Raw genomic sequence first — 17492 nt, 5'->3', positions numbered from 1 at the left:
TTTCTACAGCAAACCTCCTCAGCCCCGCCGCAAATGGCGGGGTTTTTGTTTGTGGCGATGTCATGCCACCGGGATCGCGCTCAGGACGGAAACCAGATCCGCCCCCCTGGGAACGCCGAGCCCGGTGCAGGCGCTCCAGCCGGGACCGGCATCGTAACCCTTGCCGCCGACGCGGTTGTTGCCTTGCTGGACCGCACGGAAAGCGCCGGGGTTGGCATAAAGCGCCGAATTGAGCATGCCGATCTGCGCGCCGCGCGCGGCGACCGCGATTGCGACCAGGGCCGCCCATAGCGGTGTCGCGGCGCTGGTCCCGCTCATCGCCATCGCCTGTCCGTTGACGATGATGCGATAGCCCGGATTCGCCGCGGCGGCGCAAGCGACATCCGGGACGCCGCGCCTGACGGCGCCGTCGTTCTGCGACATCGGCAGCGTCAGATGCGACTGATAGTCGGGGACGGGATAGGCGTCGCTGATGCCGCCGCCGGTGCCGATCGCGCCGGCATTCCAGACCGCCTCCGCCGCGCCCGACGCTGCACCTTGGGCAAGCCCGGGCTGCGTGCCGCCGCAGCTCGTCGCATAGGGGCTCGAGGCGGGAAACCAGACATGGAGCTTGCCGTCGGTCAGGCCGCTGGTCGCGAGCTGATCGCCGCTGGCGAACAGCACGCTGACGCGCAAGCGCGCCGCATCGGCCAGCACGGCCTGCATCGCGTCGCGCCCCGGCGCGGTCCAGAATTTCTCGGCGCTGCCCCAGCTCACCGAGATCACCTGCGGCGCGTGCACGTCGTCGAACACCGCCCGATGGATCGCGTCGGTGAGGCCGGCGGCGGAGTTCTCGGCGAAGTAGACCACGATCCTGGCCTTCGGCAGCAGCCCGGCGAGCACCTGGAGATCGAGCGCGAGCTCCTGATCGGCGACATCGTTGCTGCCGAGACCGCCATTGCCGGCCTGCGGCACGTTGACGACATCGGGCGGCTGCCTGTTCATGCCGGCCAGCGCCATCGCGAGGTCACTCTCGAGATAGCCGCCGCCGAGGGCGACGATGCCGACGCAGATCGACGACACGTCGCGATCCAGCGGAATGCCGTAGCGGGCCGCGATGTCGGTCGGCCACAGCCCGTCGCCGCCGCCGGGGTCGGCCTGGGCCCGCGCCAGCGGCGCTCTGGCCCGCAGCGACCGCAGCGGCCGCTGATCGAAGCCGAGGATGGCGCGGGTCCATGGCGCGATCTCGGCAGGCACGGTCAGGCCGCCGACGCGCGCACGGAACTCGCGCGTGCCGTCGCGATAAATCCGAAGCGTCGCGCCGAAGATCTCGGCCATCTGCCGCGCGGTGCCTTGCAGTTCGACCGTGCGCGCGACCGGATCGCTGCGGCCGACAATCAGCCTCCGCGCTTTCGCCAGCCGCACGATGCGGGCGATCGCGGGGGCATGGCTGCGATGGCGCTGCGTCGCAAGCTGGCGCCGGGTGACCGGCTTGGCGAGCCGGGCGAGGTCACCGGCGCTGCCGGGCTGAAACGCGTCCGGCGTGCGCCGCTTCACATAGACCACGATCGAGATCGGTTCATCGGGATCGACATCGCCGACCAGCGTCGCACCGTCAGGCGCAGCGCGGTTGCTGCCGGCCAGCGGAATCCTGTGTTCGCGCGAGCCCGCCATCGGTGCGGCCTCACTTGCCCGCGCACGGGCTCGGCTGTGCGGGTGTCTGCGTATCGTCATAGGCGCAGAACGGGATCGACCAGACGAAGTCCGCCGCGGTCGCGATCCGCGTGAGGCCGGGCTTGCCTTCGAAGATCGGCGGCTGGCCCGAGAACTTCCAGTACCATTCCGGCAGCAGCGGCCCGAGCGGCGCGACCGGGCCGTTGGGGCCGAACGACAGGAAGCCGGCCTGCGACGATGGCGTGCCGTCCGCCTTGAAGGCCGCCCGGCCGTGGCAGGTGATGCAGGACGAGGTGGCGACGAAACCGTCCTCGGTGACGGAATTGCCGAGCCTGATGTCGAGCCCGACATTGTCGACGAAGTCGGCCTGCGAACCCTTCAGGCAGTAATTGCCGTAGACGGGATCGATGTCCGCGCCCGACAACATCGCCGTCAGCGCTGATGTCTTCGCGCAATCCGGATAGCCCTGACCGGCGGTGCGGTTCGACGGCACGAACGCGGTCTGCGCGCCGAAACTGTCGCGACAGCCGATGATGTCGCAGCGGCCCGGATTGAAGCGATGCTCGAATGTCGCCCAGGTCCAGTTCGGCACCTGCTTGCTGATCACATGCATCGAGACCAGCGCGTATTGCACGCCGGCCGCGCTGTTGACGTGATAGAGCTGCGGCACCTGCGCCGCCGTCACCTTGTTGTTGGTGAATTGCGGGATGTCGCTGACCGGCACCCAATTGCCCTTCACCTCGATGGAATCGACCGGGAACGACAGCGCCTTGCCGAACGCGGCCTTCACGCCCGACAGCTTGTAGAGGTTGTTCTGCACGATGAAGTCGAAGGTCGGCTTGTTGTGACGGGTCTCCTCCATCTGGCCCTGCCCGGCGCCGGGCGGCAGCGCCGGCAGCAGGCCGCCGCTCTGCTGCACGCCTTCGCGCGCCACCTGCGGCAGGATCGGCGGGCGCAGCACCAGCGGCGTCGCGGCTGCCGGAAACTGCGGATTGGGCTGGAACAGATCGGTGTCGCTCGCCCAGGTCTCGAATGTCGAATTGCTGCCGCCGGCACGGGTGTTGGCCTGGATGAACAGCTGCCAGGCGACCTGGTCCGGCGCGGTCATCGCCGGGTTCGGCGGCGATTGCGCCGCGGCCGGCAGCGCGGGAAGCAGCAACAGACCACAGACGAGCAGCGTGTCGATCGACCTTCTCATCTTGCTCTCCACATCCGGTTCAAAAAAGCTTGGGGTTCAAGAAAGGCTGGCGTTCAAGAAAGGTTGGGGCTCAAGGTTGGAATCCGTCCCCTATCCAGCTCGCATAGATATCGAGCTGGTCCTGCGACCAGCGGTGACCTGGCGGCATGAAGCCGGACGACAGCGCGGCGAAGACGCGGCGTGCATTGGCGTGATCGGCAAAGTCGTCATTGCCGGCCGGGTCGCCCATCCAGTCGGCGTCGCTGATCCGAACGCCCTTCGCCGCCATGCAGGCGATGTCGCCCGGTCGAAACATCGGGAGGATGTCGTTGCCGAAGCTGGTCGTCATGGCGATCACCGTGCCCATTCGCGACATGAACTTCTGGTTGCATATCGTATAGACGACCATCGCAGCGGCCGCTGTGAAGCGGCTCACACCGCCGCGCAGCAATTTTTCCGTGGCTCGCCACCGGAGCCCACAGGTCACATCGAACCGAAGCTTCGCGAACCGCGACCAATCAGCTATAGGATGGCGATCTAGGGCAATTCGGGCGCATCACATGATCCTGCAATCCCTCGCCGGCCTGCCGGCGTTCCTGGTCTATTTCTGCACGGCGCTGATCGCCGTGGTCGCCTATTTGTTCGTCTACACGCGCGTTACCCCGCACGACGAATTCCAGCTGATCCGCGACAATGATTCCGCGGCGGCGATCGCGCTGGGCCTCAGCCTGCTCGGCTTCGTGCTGCCGGTGGTCAGCGCCATCGCCCACTCGGCCAACGTGATCGACTGCCTGATCTGGAGCATCATCGCGCTGATCGTGCAGATCATCGTCTATTACATCGTGAAGATCCCGGTGCCGAACCTGTCGGCGCGGATCGCCTCCGGCGAAATGGCGGCGGCGATCTGGCTCGGGCTGTCCTCGCTGGCGGCGGGCGCGCTGAACGCGGCCTGCATGATCTACTGAGCCGTTGAGCCGAAGCATGGCGCGCAAACCCAACCCGGAATTCGGCAAGCGGCGGCCGGTCGTGCCGGCGGTGGCGCCGCGGCCGGATCAGCCGTCCAAGCGCTCCAACCATGTCGCGCTGCTGATCATGGGCACGCTTGCGGTCGGCGGCAGCGCCTATGCGCTGATGCCGCGGCAGAATTGCCAACCCGTGCAGCCGGCGCCGCCCGGCGTGACCGCACCGGGGGTCACCGCGCCGGTGCCGCCGCAACCCGGTGCCGATTGCGCGCCGCGCAGTTCATCATCCGGGTCGGGCGGCGGCGGCAGCAGTTCGTCACGCAGCAGCTTCTACAGCGGCGGCTCCTCGTCGAGCGGCGCGTCATCCTCGTCGAGCTCGTCGTCAAGCTCGTCGGTGAGCCGCGGCGGCTTCGGCTCGTTCGCGCATGCGTTCGGCTTCGGTGGCGGCTGATGCGAAGCTGACAAACATCACGGTCCCCTCATGCAACGCATCGCATGCCCCGAACGCGACGATTGGCAGGCCTCCGCCGAAAACGCCGGCTTCACCTTCCACACCATCGACGGCGAACGTTACTGGGACGAGCGCGCCTATTACGCCTTCACGCTCGACGAGATCGAGCGCGACATCGAGGCTCCGACCGGCGAGATCGATGCGATGTGCCTCGAGCTCGCCGGACGCGCGGTCAAGGATGAACAATATCTGCGCCGGCTGAAGATACCGGAGGCGTATTGGGATCTGATCGCGGCGAGCTGGCGCCGCAAGGACCCGAGCCTGTACGGCCGGCTCGACCTCAAATTCAGCGGCAGCGGCCCGGCCAAGCTGCTCGAATACAATGCCGACACGCCGACCTCGATCTTCGAGGCCGCGGTGTTTCAATGGACCTGGCTCGAACAGGCGATCGAACGCCACATCATCCCGAAGCGCGCCGACCAGTTCAACTCGATCCACGAGCGGCTGATCGAGACCTGGAAGACGATCGGCGCCAACCATCCGCTGCATCTCACCGGCCTGACCGGCAACGCCGAGGACGCCGGCACGCTCGCCTATCTCGAGGACACCGCGGCGCAGGCCGGGCTGAAGACCACCCTGCTCGACATCGAACAGATCGGGCTACGCAGCGACAATCAGTTCGTCGATCTCGACGAGATCCCGATCAGGCTCGCGTTCAAGCTCTATCCGTGGGAGTGGATGTTTCACGACGCGTTCGGCAAGAATCTATCGACCGCACCGACGCAGTGGATCGAGCCGCCGTGGAAGGCGATCCTGTCCAACAAGGGCATCCTGCCGCTGTTATGGGAGATGTTCCCGAACCACCCCAATTTGCTGCCGGCCTATTTCGAGGACGACCCGCAGGCCGCGCAGCTCGGCAGCTCGTTCGTGCGCAAGCCGATCTATTCGCGCGAGGGCGCCAACGTCGAGCTGGTCAGCGCCGGCCTCACGCTGGTCGCGGAGCAAGGTCCCTACGGCGCTGAAGGCTTCATCCGCCAGGCGCTGGCGCCGCTGCCGAATTTTTCCGGCCAGTATCCCGTGCTCGGCAGCTGGCTGGTCGACCACACGCCGTGCGGGCTCTCGATCCGCGAAGACGAGAACCCAATCACCGGCAACGCCTCGCGCTTCCTGCCGCACGCGATTTTGTGATTCGTGTTCGTGGAAACGAAGGCAGCTTTTTCACCGTCATCCTGAGGAGCCGCGAAGCGGCGTCTCGAAGGATGCACGGCCCGGCTGGTGGCCGTCGATCCTTCGAGACGCGCGCAAGTGCGCGCTCCTCAAGATGACGGAGCAGACAGCACCGGGCTCGTAGGTCGGAAGATGGGGCTAGCGCGCCGCAGACGCGACCGCCTTCAGCGCATGAACCGCGGCACCGGCGCGCGCGACCGGGACGATGCTCGGCTGATAGAGCCCGCGCCGGTCGGGATAGGGCTTGAACAGGGTCGTGATGCCGACCACCGATTCCGCCGCGCCGAGCGCCAGCACGCCGTCGGGCTCGAGCATTCGTGCGATCTTGCCGAAGATCGCGGCCTTGGTGCGCTGATCGAAATAGATCAGCACATTGCGGCAGAAGATCACGTCGAAGGTGCCGAGATGCGAGAGATCGCCAAGCAGGTTGAGCTGGCGATGCTGCACCATGCCGCGGATGTCGGCGTTGAGCTGCCAGTGCTCGCCCTGCTGCACGAAGTACTTCACCAGCAGCTGGATCGGCAGGCCGCGCTGCACCTCGAACTGGCTGAACAGGCCGGCCTTGGACTTTTCCAGCACCGCCTGCGACAGGTCGGTGGCGACGATCTCGATGCGCCAGCCGGCGAACAGCGCGGTCATTTCCTTCAGCAGCATCGCGATCGAATAGGGCTCCTGCCCGGTCGACGACGCCGCGCACCAGATGCGAAGGCTGCGGCGCGCGGCGCGGGCCTGCGCAAGTGCCGGCAGCACGGCGTCCTTCAGATGGTCGAACGGGATCTTGTCGCGAAAGAAGAAGGTCTCGTTGGTGGTCATCGCTTCGACCACGTCAGACGTCAGCGCCTCGGCGCCGCCCTTCAGCCGCTGCACGAGCTCGGCAATGCCGGCGAGGTTCGACCGGCGCGCCAGGGGCAGCAGGCGGCTTTCGACGAGATATTGCTTGTCGGCGGACAGATCGAGGCCGGAACGCTCTTTCAGCAGCCTACGCAGATACTCATAGTCCAGCGGCGTCACGAACGGTCTCCCGCAAACACGCGAACAAGCTTCGGTGCGATCTGATTGAGCGGCAGCACCGCGGCGCAGATGCCGGCATTGACCGCAGCACCCGGCATGCCCCAGACCACGCTGGTCGCTTCGTCCTGCGCAATCACGCTGCCGCCGGCGGCGACGATGTCCTTGCCGCCGCGCATGCCGTCGGAGCCCATGCCGGTCAGGATCACCGACATGATGCTGCCCTGCCAGACATCGATCGCGGAGGTGAACATCGGATCGACCGCGGGCTTGCAGAAATTGACCGGCGGCCCGTCGTCGAGCGCGATCACCGCATCGATGCCGTGGCGCGCGATGCGCATGTGCCGTCCGCCCGGCGCCAGATAGATCCGGCCCGGCTTGATGCTCTCGCCGTCGATTGCCTCATGCGCCGGCCGCTTGCTGGCGCGCGCCAGATGCTCGGCAAGAATGGTGGTGAAGGTCGGCGGCATGTGCTGGGTGATCAGCACCGGGACGCGGTCGATCACCGGACCGATCTCCGCGACCAGCGACATCAGCGCCTGCGGGCCGCCGGTCGAAGAGCCGATCAGCAGCACCTTCGGTGCCAGCAGGCCGAACGAACGGCGCGCGATCGGAGCCGGTGCGAGATGCGGAGCCGCGGGCGCCACCGTGCGCACCTTGTCGTGACCGGGCGCGAGCGGTGGGCTTGCCGTGGTGTGCGCGGTGCTGCGGCGCGCCTTGGCGCCGAGATGCCGGATCTTCTGGATCAGGTCGTGGCGGAAGATTTCCGCGGCGGTAGCCTCGCGCGTGCTCTCCGGCTTTGGAATGTAATCGGCTGCGCCGAGCGACAATGCCTTCAGGCTGATCTCCGCGTTGCGGCGGGTCAGCGTGGAGGCCATGATGATGACGAGATCGCGCTTCTTCGCGAGCAGCTGCGGCAGCGCCGAGATGCCGTCGAGATCGGGCATCTCGATGTCGAGCACCGCGACATCGGGATTGATGCGTTCGAGCTGGTTGACGGCGTCGAGGCCGGTGCGCAGCGAGGCCACGACCTCCATGTCGGGCTCGGCACCGATCCAGCGCGAGATCATCCCGCGGATCACCACGGAATCGTCGACCACCATCACCCGCACCTTGTCGGTACGGGTCGAGGTCGGGACCGCAGAACTTGTCAACGCAACACTCATGACTTCACCAGCGACGCAACACGACGCACAACAACCGTTGAGCCGAAGGCATCTGCCGCCGGATCGAACAGAAACCTAAATGAGCCCGACTTCCTGGAACTTCGCGGTGACGATGTCCCGGTCGAACGGCTTCATGATGTATTCGTTGGCACCGGCATGCAGCGCGCGGGCGATATGCGCGACGTCATTCTCGGTGGTGCAGAACACGACCTTGGGCTGATCGCCACCGGGCATGCGGCGGAGATTGCCGAGAAACTCGTAGCCGTCCATGACGGGCATGTTCCAGTCGAGCAGCACGGCTTCGGGCATCGCGCGCTTGCAGGCTTCGAGCGCCTTGGCGCCGTCCTCGGCCTCGACGATCGTGAAATCGAGTCCTTCCAGGATGCGGCGGGCGACCTTGCGAATGACGCTTGAGTCATCGACTACAAGACAGGTTCTCATCTGCGACCTCTTCCTCATCCCCGGTGGGATGTTTCAGTTCTTCAGTTCTGCTCACGCCGCCTTGGCGTCGGGCACCAGTTCGAGCACGCGATCGACATCGAGGACGACCATGAGCTGGCCGTCGAGACGGTGGACGCCGCCGGCGAGCTTGGCCATGCGGGGATCGAGGTTGACCGGATTGTCCTCGCGGCTGTCGTCGGGCAGCCGCAGCACCTCGCCGATCTGGTCGATCAGCAGGCCATAGGATTCGCCGCGCTGGTCGACCCCGACCGCCATCGGCGGCTGGCCGTCATCGGCCTTCGGCAGCCCGAGCCGGGCGCGCATGTCGACCACGGTGACGATGCGGCCGCGCAGGTTGAGCACGCCGGCGATCTCGCTGGACGACAGCGGCACCCGCGTCAGCCGCTCCGGCATGAACACGTCCTGGACGCGCGAGATCGGCAGCCCGAACAGCTGGCCGCCGATCACGGCGGTGACGTATTCGGCGACCGCGCCTTCAGTTGTCTCGGTCTTGCTGGTCATCACTTTGTGTTCCTTCAAGCCAAGTCCGATTACGCGGCCCGCCGCATCTCGGCGGTCTGCTCTTTCAGCGCCGCGATCAGCCCGGGACGGTCGAATTTTGCCACGTAGTCGTGGAAGCCGGCCTGCCGGCCGCGCTCGATCGCCGCCGGAGACACCATCGCCGACAGCGCGATGATCGGCAGCTGGTTCAGATTGTGGTCAGATCGGATGTTCTCGGCGAACTCGAAACCGTTCATCTCGGGCATCTCGATGTCGGTCAGCACGACGTCGAAGGCCTGCCCCGAGCGCAGCGCGGCAAGGCCCTCCTGCGCATTCGGCGCGGTCCTGACCTTGTAGCCGGCAGCCTTCAAGACCGGCGCCAGCATGTTGCGGAAGAACGCCGAGTCGTCGACCAGCAGCACCGACTGTGCCGACGCCGACGGGCGCATCTCCTTGCGCGAGAACCAGTCGGCGAACGCCATCGGCAGGAAGTGGCCGACGTCGATCACCTCGGTGGCCTGGCCCTTGATCACCGCCGAGCCCAGAATGCCGTCCTGGGAGCCGGCGACCTCGATATTGAGCCGCTCCTCGACGATGTCGATGATCTCGTCGACCACGAGCCCCATCGAGCGGCCGTCATCGGCGAACACCAGGATCGGCTGCGCGCCCTGGCTTTGCACCTCGACCCCGGCCATCTGCACCAGCGGCATCAGCTGCTCGCGGTACTGCACCATGTAGCGGCCGTTGCTGAGCTCGATCTTGTCGGTTGCGATCTCCTCCAGGCGCGTGACGAGGCCGAGCGGCACCGCCTTGGGCTGGCTGGAGCCGGCGCGGAACACCAGCAACGAAGTCAGCTGCTCGCCGCTTGCGGCATGGGCATTGGCGCTGTCGTCGGCCATGTCATGGGCCGAGGAGCCGGAGGCGCCGAGCGCCTTGGCAATCCCGTTGGGGTCGATGATCATGATCACGGCGCCATCGCCCAAAATGGTGTTCCCGGAGAACATGTCGATGTGCCGCAGCTTGGTCGACATCGGCTTGACCACGATCTCCTCGGTGTGGAACACGCCGTCGACCACGATGCCGAAGGTCTGGCTGCCGACTTGCGTGACCACGATGAAGCCGTTCTCGGCATCTGACGTGGTGGCGCCGTCGTCGATCTTCAGGAGCTTCTTGAGATGGATCAGCGGCAAGAGCTTGTTGCGCAGGCGCAAGACTGCGGTGTCCTTGATCCGCTCGATGCGGTGCTCGGAGTTGGCGCGGGCCCGCACCAGCTCGACCACGGACAGCTGCGGGATGGCAAAACGGTCGCCGCCGGCTTCGACGATCAGCGCGGAGACGATCGCAAGCGTCAGCGGAATCTTGATGGTGACACTGGCGCCCTCGCCGGCCACGCTCTTGATGTCGATGGTGCCGCCGATCTGGTCGATATTGGTGCGCACCACGTCCATGCCGACGCCGCGGCCGGACACCGAGGTCACCTGCGCTGCGGTCGAGAAGCCCGGCGCGAAGATGAACTTGTGGATCTGGGCTTCGGTCATCTTCTCGAGCTCGGCCTCGGTGACGAGGCCGTTCTGGAGCGCCTTGGCCTTGATCCGCTCGGTGTTGAGGCCTCTGCCATTGTCGGCGATGCAGATGATGATGTGGCCGCCTTCGTGATAGGCGGAGAGGCGAATGGTGCCCTGCTCCGGCTTGCCGGCGGCGAGGCGCTCGGCGGTGGTCTCCAGCCCATGGTCGGCGGAGTTGCGCACCATGTGCGTCAGCGGATCCTTGATCAGGTCGAGCACCTGGCGGTCGAGCTCGGTGTCGGCGCCGTGCATCTCCAGCTCGATCTGCTTGCCGAGTTCGCCGGAGAGGTCGCGGACGATGCGCGGCAGCTTCTGCCAGGCATTGCCGATCGGCTGCATCCGCGTCTTCATGACGCCCTCCTGCAGCTCGGCGGTGACGTTGGAGAGCCGCTGCAGCGGCACCTTGAACTCGGTGTCCTCGTTGCGCCTGCTAATCTCCAGCAGCTGGTTGCGGGTCAAGACCAGCTCGGAGACCATGGTCATCAAATGTTCGAGGGTGTCGACATTGACCCGGATCGACTGGTTGGCGATCTTGTCGCCTTCCTGGACGTCGGTCTCGGCGGCCGCCTTGCGGGCCGGCTTCTTTGCGGCTTCCGCGGGCTCGGCGACAGGTGCCGCGGCCACCGGCTTGGCAACCGGCGCCGATGCGGGTGCAGTCACTTCGGTCTCGGTCTCGCGGAAGGCGCGCTCGAGCTCGTCGAGCGAGACCTCGCCCGGACGCAAGGGGCGCTCCAGCGTCTGCACCACCAGCGTGCCTTCGGTCATTGCCGCCTGCACCGACGGGGCGTCGACCACCGGCACATCTTCTTCGGCGACATCAGCAGCCGCCATTGCGGCCATGCCGCGATCGACCATGGCCTCGAGCTGATCGATCAGGTCGCGGTCATTGCCTTCAGGCTCGGCTTCGGTTGCCTCGAGCCCGGCCAGAATCTCCTTGATGCGGTCGATCGAGGACAGGATCAGCGTCACGGCTTCGGCCTTCACCGGCATGCCGTCGCGGAATTTGCCCATCAAGGTCTCGCCGGCATGCGCCAGCGCTTCCAGCCGCGGCAGTCCGAGGAAGCCGCAGGTCCCCTTGATGGTGTGCACAAGGCGGAAGATATTATCCAGGATCTTTGCGTTGTTCGGATCCTGCTCGAACTGCACCAGCTGGTTGTCGACCGTATCCAGGCTCTCGCTGCTCTCCGTCAGGAACTCGCGCAACAGATCGTCCATGAAAACCAACCTTCGAAAAACGCCGAAAACGCAGGCGGCGCGCGACATCGACGCGCCTGACGGAACCGAGGTCAGCTTCTCCGCAAAGCGTTTAAGTTTGGTTGAGTAATTGGAAAAGAACGGGATCAACAAAGAGATAAGGCCGCACGATTGAATCGCGCGGCCGGTCGTAACCTTTGATTAATGATCTCCGCGCGGCCGCGTTCAGGCCGCGGCGACAATGACCTTGTCGCCGTCGAGCGTGAGCGTCACCTTGAGCCCGCAGGCTTCCGCCAACAGGCGCGTGTAGTATGGCTGCACCGCATGCGCATCGACCGTGTTCGCCGAGGTCCCGCTGAGGATATCGACGATGTTCTGCGGCACGCGGGCATTGAGCCCGGCGGAGGTGATCCGGAAGATCGTCGCGTCACCCTCGCCGACCGGATCGACGGTGAGCGTGCCGCCGCGCGGGATGGTCTGCTGTGCGACCACCAGCATGTTCAGCAGCAGCTTGACGCGATTCTTGGGCAGCAGCAGCCGCGGCAAATTCCAGACCAGCGTGACCTTGCCGTCCTCGATGTGCCCCTTCGCCATGTTCTGGGCGTCGCCGAGATCGATCTGGGCGCCGGAGGAACCGGCTGCGCCGAACGCCAGCCGGCAGAACTGCAACCGGGCCGACGCGGTCTTGGCGCTCTTGCGGATCAGATCGAGCGCGAAGTCGCGATCTTCCGGCTTCGGATTGTCGTCGAGGACCTCAAGCCCATTGACGATCGCGCCCACCGGACTGATGAGATCGTGACAGACCTTCGAGCACAGCAGCGCTGCGAGCTCGAGCGCATCGGGAGCGGGACCGGGAGACGAAGTGCCAGACATCAATTGTTTCCTGGAAAGCCGCACGCCGACCGAGGAGTGCGAATCACGCATGCCTGTCGGCTTGATACACCGCGCAGACGGATGCTGCCAGCTTGCGGCGGGACTGGCATCATGATCTCAGGGGAAGACGAACAGGATTGAGACCCGCTCATGAATAAGGCACAATCGGCCACCGTCGACTGCGACAAGGCCGCCACGCTGCTCGGATCGCTGACCGAACTGGTGATCCGGGCCGGTGAGGCGATCCTCGCGGTCAACCGTTCCGCCATGCAGGTCACCGGCAAGAGTGACGGCTCGCCGGTCACCGAGGCCGATCTCGCCGCCGACCACATCATCGTCGAGGGGCTGACACGGCTGGCACCGCATGTCTCGCTGCTGTCGGAGGAGCGCGTCCATCTGGCGACGCCGCCCTACAAGGACAGTTTCTTCCTGATCGATCCGCTCGACGGCACCAAGGAGTTCGTCGCCGGCCGCAATGAATTCACCGTCAATGTGGCGCTGGTCACGCACGGCGTGCCGCTGCTCGGCATCGTCGGTGCGCCGGCACTCGGCTTGATCTGGCGCGGCATCGTCGGCAAGGGCGCCGAGCGGCTGACGCTCGAGGGCAATCAGGTTTCGCAGATCGCGCCGATCAAGACCCGTCGCTGTCCGCCGCGCGGCGCGCCATGGACGGTTGCGGTCAGCCGCTCGCACGGCGATCCGCGCACCGAAGCCTTCATCGACCAACGCGGTGGCGCGGTCCGTGCCGTGCTCGGATCGGCCGTCAAGTTCGGCCGCGTCGCCGAGGGCGAGGTCGACATCTATCCGCGGCTGTCGCCGACGTCGGAATGGGACGTGGCGGCCGGTCATGCGGTGATCGTGGCGGCCGGCGGCAAGGTCACCGATTCGAAGGGCAACCAATTGCATTTCGGACTCGGCCGCGAAGACTTTCTGGTGCCGGAATTCATCGCCTGGGGCGACCCGGCCGCGGCGCCGTGATTACTGTGCGAGGCTTTCTTCCAGCTCCGGCCAACGCGCGGCGGCTTCCTTGAGGAAGCGCGCGGGATCGGCGGCGAAGGCATCGCGGCTGTGTTCCCGGTTGAACAGATAAAGCCTGTTCCCGACCACGGCCCAGAAGCGCGGATTGCCGGCGCAGGTCACGCCCCGCACCAGATCGGTCGGATCGTAGCCGCCGAACTGCGGGCCATAGATTTCCGGATGTGCCACGAACGAGGCGCGGTTGCCCTCGTTGCGGAAGCGCCAGATCGCGCCGCTGTCGGCGGCCTCGAATTCCGGCCGCCCCAAGGTGGCGGCGGCGTCGGTGAAATAGGCGACGGGATCGAATCCCTCGATCGCCAGTCCGGAGTAACGGTTCGTCACCACGCGTTCGGTCGTCGTGGCCTGAACCGGCAAACCGGGGCCGATAGCCGCCAAAATGCCCGCCAACAGGCCGAAAAACGCCATGCCCCGGCACGATCGATATCTTTCCTGCCGTTGTGCCGTCATAGTTGATACCGATAACATCCGAGTCGAGGGGACACTGGGCGCAACCTAGAGCCGTGCCTGTTGGCATCAGGTTAAAGGGCAGCGCCCAGATTTCGATAGCAGGGGTTCTTTATGACTTTCGCATCACGCCTTGCCGCGGTCGCGTTCGCCGCGCTGATGTGCTGGAGCGCAGGGGCGTCCGCGCAGCAGCCCCCACCGCCGCAATATCCGCCGCCGCAGCGTGAGCCGACCCCGTATACTTACGGGCCAGACGAATTGGTCGGCGCCGGACACAAGTTCTTCGGCAACGTCTCGCGCGGGCTCGCCTCGGTGATCGAGCGCGCGGTCAGCCAATGGGGTCTGCCCAACGGCTATGTGCTCGGCGAGGAAGGCTCCGGCGCGTTCGTGGCCGGCCTGCGCTACGGCGAAGGCACGCTCTACACCAAGAACGCCGGCGACCTCCGGGTCTACTGGCAGGGTCCTTCGGTCGGCTTCGACTGGGGCGGCGATGGCGCCCGCACCATGACCCTGGTCTACAACCTGCCATCGACGCAGGCGATCTATCAGCGCTTCGTCGGCATCGACGGCTCGGCCTACATCGTCGGCGGCTTCGGCATGACGGCGCTGACCGCCAACAACATCGTGCTGGTCCCGATTCGCTCGGGCATCGGCCTGCGGCTCGGCGCCAGCGTCGGCTATCTCAAATACACCCCGCGCGCGACCTGGAACCCGTTCTAGGTTACAAGCCCCGCCAGGTTACACACGCCCCCGGCCGGGTGATGCGCCGGAGCGCGCCGGCTCGGTTGGCGATTCACCTTAACGCGGCAAACGGGCTGGCCTTCGGCCGGCCCGCCGTGGCATTGTGATTAACAAATTCTTTCTTCTGTTCTCGGAGTGATCCTTCATGATCGAGCCGATCATGTACGCGGCGATCGGTTTCCTGATCTCGATGCTGTGTGGCCTGATGATCGTGCCGCTGGTGCATAACCGGGCGGTGCGGCTGACCACGCGCCGCATGGAGGCGGCCACCCCGCTGTCGATGGCCGAGATCCAGGCCGACAAGGACCAGCTCCGCGCCGAATTCGCGATGTCCGCCCGCCGGCTCGAGATGAGCGTCGAGCAGCTTAAGAGCAAGACCACGAGCCAGCTCGCCGAGCTCGGCAAGAAGACCGATGCGATCAACCGCATGAAGATCGAGCTCGGCGAGAAGAACGCCGCCATCTTCGCGCTGGAGGCGCGCGAGAAGGCGATGAAGGAACAGCTTCGCGCCACCGAGGAAGAATTCGGCGCCAAGAGCGAGCTGCTGCGCAACGCCGAGCAGGCGCTGACCGACAAGCAGAGCGAGCTCGGCAAGATCAACGCCGAGCTCAGCGACCGCTCGATGGCCGCCGACAGCCGCCAGGTCGAGCTGGTCGCGGTGCGGACCCAGGTCGAGGAATTGAAGAACCGCGTCGGCGATGCCGCCAGGGAATTCGCGGCGACCGAAGCGCGCCTCGCCCAGGAGCGCAGCCAGTCGGAAACCGTGACGCGCGATCTCGCCGAGGCGCGCGGCCGGGTCGAGAATCTGAGCCAGCGTGTCACCGATCTCGACCGCCAGCTGATCGCCCAGGTCAAGGAAGCCGAGATGCTCGGCAACCGCGTCACCGACCTGGAGACGCGGCTTGCGACCCAGGGCAAGCTGCTGGCCGAGCGTGAATTCGAGAACAGCCAGCTCAAGCAGGCCAACGCCGCCGCCGAGCGGACGGTGCAGGAGCTGCGCGAGGAGATCGCCGCAGCAGGCGGCGGCAAATCCTCGGTGCTCGAGAAGCTGCGCCAGGAGAAGGCCGCGGTCGAGGAGCAGCTGCGCACAGCCCGCGACGAGCGCGGCAAGCTGCAGCGCGACATCAACGCGATCCAGCAGCAGGCCGAGAGCTCCTGGGCGACCGAGCGGATGGAGAACGCGCTGCTGCGCGAGCGCATCAACGACATCGCCGCCGAAGTCGCCAAGCTCGCGATCCAGCTCGAGGGCCCCAATTCGGCGATCGAGGCGATGCTGGCGGCGGAGCCGACCGTGCCGGCGAAGACCGCCGCCAAGCCTGCCAATGGCGCCATACCCGGCAGCGGCATGCCCGAAGGCGGCGGGACGCTCGCCGAACGCATCCGGGCGCTGCAGTCCCACGCCTCCCGCGCCCGCCAGCAAGGCGCCTGATTTACGCAGGGTTTGGCTTGACACCCCTACCCGGCACTTCGTAAATCGCACGCTCTGACGAAGCGCCACTTTTCGACCGGCCGGCATCGGCCGTCGGCACGTCAGATCCCGGACGCATAGCTCAGCGGGAGAGCGTTCCCTTCACACGGGAGAGGTCCAAGGTTCGATCCCTTGTGCGTCCACCACTAAGGCAATAAAATCAATAACATATCTAACCGCCTCCCGTAGCATGTGCCCCAGAAATCGCGGGGCACAGCCGGGGCACAGACGCCATCTGATATGTGATCGCACGCTCTCTGCCATCGTCCCGCGCCAGTGCAGTTGCTATCGACCGCGATCGACTCGAAATCGCTGGCGCGGTCCCATTTTCGTCGGCCAAAAGCCGAGCGCGCTCGCGTCCCACGCCTGCGATCGGCAAATTGAGGCCACGAGACGTTTGCCGACAAGAATTACCCGGTGTTCGGGTTGGGGGCGCGATTAACAGCTCATCAGCGGCTGCCGTCATCGCCGAGCCATGGCGCGCGATGAAGGCCGTGCATTTCGGCGTGGAGTTCCGCTGCATGCCAATGAACTTCGTAACCCAACAGCTGAGCAGCTTGATGCCTTGTCAAGGTTTTCCGCGAGCAACAGTTTGCGCGCCTTGCGGTGACGATGTCGGATTCGGCTGTGCTGCCGACCGGCAAGACGCCGTTAGAAATCATCACCGGTTTGAGCGCGGACCTCCGGAACTTCAGCATAGGGCTCAGCTGGCCGATAGGAACAAAGCAGCAAACGAAAAAATCAACAAAAACAACGAAGCTCGATCCGGCTTGACCACTATTATCGCTGTTTGTTCACGGTGTTTCGGCGGTCAATCGGTGGTTGGCGAAGTCCAATCCCGGACACGAGTAGCGGATTTCTACTCCGCAGGTTGCAGGTTCGAATCTGCCGGGATCGCCAGCGGCAAAAGCGGGGCTTGAAATCACGACAGAAAACGCCCCTCAGTTACCCACTTTTTAGAACCTTTGTTCTGGTGGGTAACATTGGCTTGCGGAACATCGCTGCGCGGCCGGCCACCCTGCAGGGCTTCGTCGACCGGCGATCGGGCGGCAATTGAGTTTGTGCCTCGTCTAGCGACGCAAGAATTCGCTCACATAGCTTTCCGGAAGATCGCGACCGGTCGGGTAGCCGAGATCGCTGCGCTGGATTCGACCTTCTTCGCAACGGCGCGGACCAAGGCTCCAGGCGCAAAAATGCGTTTTTCGGCCACCTCAAGCGCGTTCGCCGCTCCGAGGAGCTGCATCTTGTTCTGAGGTTCAGCCTTGGTCGCGAGCTGCTTAAGGCAGCTTGCGGCGTGGTCGAGCCGCATCTGATGGGTGAGGAATTCCGCCACGAAATGACCCTCCTATTTGCAACGGAGGGGAGATAGGCGCGCCCGCCGGCGCGTCCAGTCACCATCCACAGGATTCTCAAGTCCCGCCCCCTACCTACCGGTCATGTCCAAGCCCGTCCTTCAGCCCTGCGTACCGGTCGCTCCAAGACTGTCCCGACCGGCCCAGATTGCTGCCCCGTCAGGCGAAGCGCGACCCAAAACCGTGCGCGTCAGCTCGAAGTCCGGCCTTGGTTGTGGCGATTTCCGTGGA

General features: G+C 65.5%; 18 protein-coding genes and 1 tRNA gene. 8 read left to right on the top strand and 11 right to left on the bottom strand.

Annotated elements, in window-relative coordinates:
- Nucleotides 1-60: 60 nt before the first annotated feature.
- From ACVW17_RS17335 to ACVW17_RS17325, 3 genes are all read right to left on the bottom strand, one after another.
- Nucleotides 61-1653: a S53 family peptidase gene (locus ACVW17_RS17335; protein WP_456753004.1), complete on the bottom strand. Its 1593-nt coding sequence runs from the start codon at nt 1651-1653 to the stop codon at nt 61-63.
- A 10-nt stretch (nt 1654-1663) separates the two neighbouring features.
- The gene (locus tag ACVW17_RS17330) at nt 1664-2851 is read right to left on the bottom strand and encodes a hypothetical protein (RefSeq protein ID WP_456753003.1); all 1188 of its coding nucleotides are present in this window, start codon (nt 2849-2851) and stop codon (nt 1664-1666) included.
- A 70-nt stretch (nt 2852-2921) separates the two neighbouring features.
- A complete protein-coding gene (locus tag ACVW17_RS17325; RefSeq protein ID WP_456753002.1) occupies nt 2922-3281 on the bottom strand; it encodes a hypothetical protein in 360 nt (119 codons plus the stop codon).
- Nucleotides 3282-3390: 109 nt separating this feature from the next.
- On the opposite strand from ACVW17_RS17325, the gene ACVW17_RS17320 reads away from it, so the two are divergent.
- Genes ACVW17_RS17320 through ACVW17_RS17310 form a run of 3 tightly spaced genes read left to right on the top strand, consistent with a single transcriptional unit; the run spans nt 3391 to nt 5431 of the window.
- On the top strand, nt 3391-3795 hold the full coding sequence (locus ACVW17_RS17320) for a DUF350 domain-containing protein (RefSeq protein ID WP_074132099.1): 405 nt from the start codon (nt 3391-3393) through the stop codon (nt 3793-3795).
- Nucleotides 3796-3811: 16 nt separating this feature from the next.
- On the top strand, nt 3812-4243 hold the full coding sequence (locus ACVW17_RS17315; RefSeq protein ID WP_456753001.1) for a hypothetical protein: 432 nt from the start codon (nt 3812-3814) through the stop codon (nt 4241-4243).
- Nucleotides 4244-4273: 30 nt separating this feature from the next.
- On the top strand, nt 4274-5431 hold the full coding sequence (locus ACVW17_RS17310) for a glutathionylspermidine synthase family protein (protein ID WP_456753000.1): 1158 nt from the start codon (nt 4274-4276) through the stop codon (nt 5429-5431).
- Between the two features lie 177 nt (nt 5432-5608).
- Here the strand turns inward: ACVW17_RS17310 and ACVW17_RS17305 are convergent, their stop codons facing one another.
- The 6 genes from ACVW17_RS17305 to chpT form a co-directional block, all read right to left on the bottom strand.
- Nucleotides 5609-6481, bottom strand: a complete 873-nt coding sequence (locus ACVW17_RS17305; RefSeq protein ID WP_456752999.1) for a CheR family methyltransferase — start codon at nt 6479-6481, stop codon at nt 5609-5611.
- Nucleotides 6478-7644 carry a protein-glutamate methylesterase/protein-glutamine glutaminase gene (locus ACVW17_RS17300; RefSeq protein WP_456752998.1) on the bottom strand — a complete coding sequence of 389 codons (1167 nt, stop codon included), beginning with the start codon at nt 7642-7644 and terminating at the stop codon, nt 6478-6480. The genes ACVW17_RS17305 and ACVW17_RS17300 overlap by 4 nt, the downstream gene beginning before the upstream one ends.
- Nucleotides 7645-7719: 75 nt before the next feature.
- Nucleotides 7720-8085, bottom strand: coding sequence for a response regulator (locus tag ACVW17_RS17295; RefSeq protein WP_021081912.1), 366 nt, complete (start codon nt 8083-8085; stop codon nt 7720-7722).
- A gap of 51 nt (nt 8086-8136) precedes the next feature.
- Nucleotides 8137-8607 (bottom strand): chemotaxis protein CheW, encoded by a 471-nt coding sequence (locus tag ACVW17_RS17290; RefSeq protein ID WP_456752997.1) that lies wholly within the window; start codon nt 8605-8607, stop codon nt 8137-8139.
- Nucleotides 8608-8636: 29 nt separating this feature from the next.
- Nucleotides 8637-11366 carry a hybrid sensor histidine kinase/response regulator gene (locus tag ACVW17_RS17285; protein ID WP_456752996.1) on the bottom strand — a complete coding sequence of 910 codons (2730 nt, stop codon included), beginning with the start codon at nt 11364-11366 and terminating at the stop codon, nt 8637-8639.
- 204 nt (nt 11367-11570) lie between these two features.
- On the bottom strand, nt 11571-12218 hold the full coding sequence (gene chpT, locus ACVW17_RS17280; protein WP_456752995.1) for a histidine phosphotransferase ChpT: 648 nt from the start codon (nt 12216-12218) through the stop codon (nt 11571-11573).
- Between the two features lie 150 nt (nt 12219-12368).
- Between chpT and cysQ the strand changes: the two genes are divergently transcribed.
- Complete coding sequence (gene cysQ / locus ACVW17_RS17275) at nt 12369-13196, top strand: 3'(2'),5'-bisphosphate nucleotidase CysQ (protein ID WP_456752994.1); 828 nt, start codon at nt 12369-12371, stop codon at nt 13194-13196.
- Here the strand turns inward: cysQ and ACVW17_RS17270 are convergent, their stop codons facing one another.
- Nucleotides 13197-13661, bottom strand: coding sequence for a YHS domain-containing (seleno)protein (locus ACVW17_RS17270; RefSeq protein WP_456797695.1), 465 nt, complete (start codon nt 13659-13661; stop codon nt 13197-13199).
- A 153-nt stretch (nt 13662-13814) separates the two neighbouring features.
- On the opposite strand from ACVW17_RS17270, the gene ACVW17_RS17265 reads away from it, so the two are divergent.
- The 4 genes from ACVW17_RS17265 (at nt 13815) to ACVW17_RS17250 (ending at nt 16683) form a co-directional block, all read left to right on the top strand.
- Complete coding sequence (locus ACVW17_RS17265) at nt 13815-14420, top strand: DUF1134 domain-containing protein (RefSeq protein WP_050420523.1); 606 nt, start codon at nt 13815-13817, stop codon at nt 14418-14420.
- A gap of 166 nt (nt 14421-14586) precedes the next feature.
- The gene (locus ACVW17_RS17260) at nt 14587-15870 is read left to right on the top strand and encodes a hypothetical protein (protein ID WP_456752993.1); all 1284 of its coding nucleotides are present in this window, start codon (nt 14587-14589) and stop codon (nt 15868-15870) included.
- Nucleotides 15871-15980: 110 nt separating this feature from the next.
- A tRNA-Val gene (locus tag ACVW17_RS17255) sits at nt 15981-16055 on the top strand.
- Nucleotides 16056-16521: 466 nt separating this feature from the next.
- Nucleotides 16522-16683, top strand: coding sequence for a hypothetical protein (locus ACVW17_RS17250; RefSeq protein WP_456797694.1), 162 nt, complete (start codon nt 16522-16524; stop codon nt 16681-16683).
- Between the two features lie 316 nt (nt 16684-16999).
- Here the strand turns inward: ACVW17_RS17250 and ACVW17_RS17245 are convergent, their stop codons facing one another.
- The gene (locus ACVW17_RS17245; protein ID WP_456797693.1) at nt 17000-17242 is read right to left on the bottom strand and encodes a hypothetical protein; all 243 of its coding nucleotides are present in this window, start codon (nt 17240-17242) and stop codon (nt 17000-17002) included.
- Between the last annotated feature and the right edge of the window lie 250 nt (nt 17243-17492).

It is taken from the genome of Bradyrhizobium sp. USDA 4473 (assembly GCF_054063335.1).
This window is presented reverse-complemented; position numbering and strand designations above follow the sequence as displayed.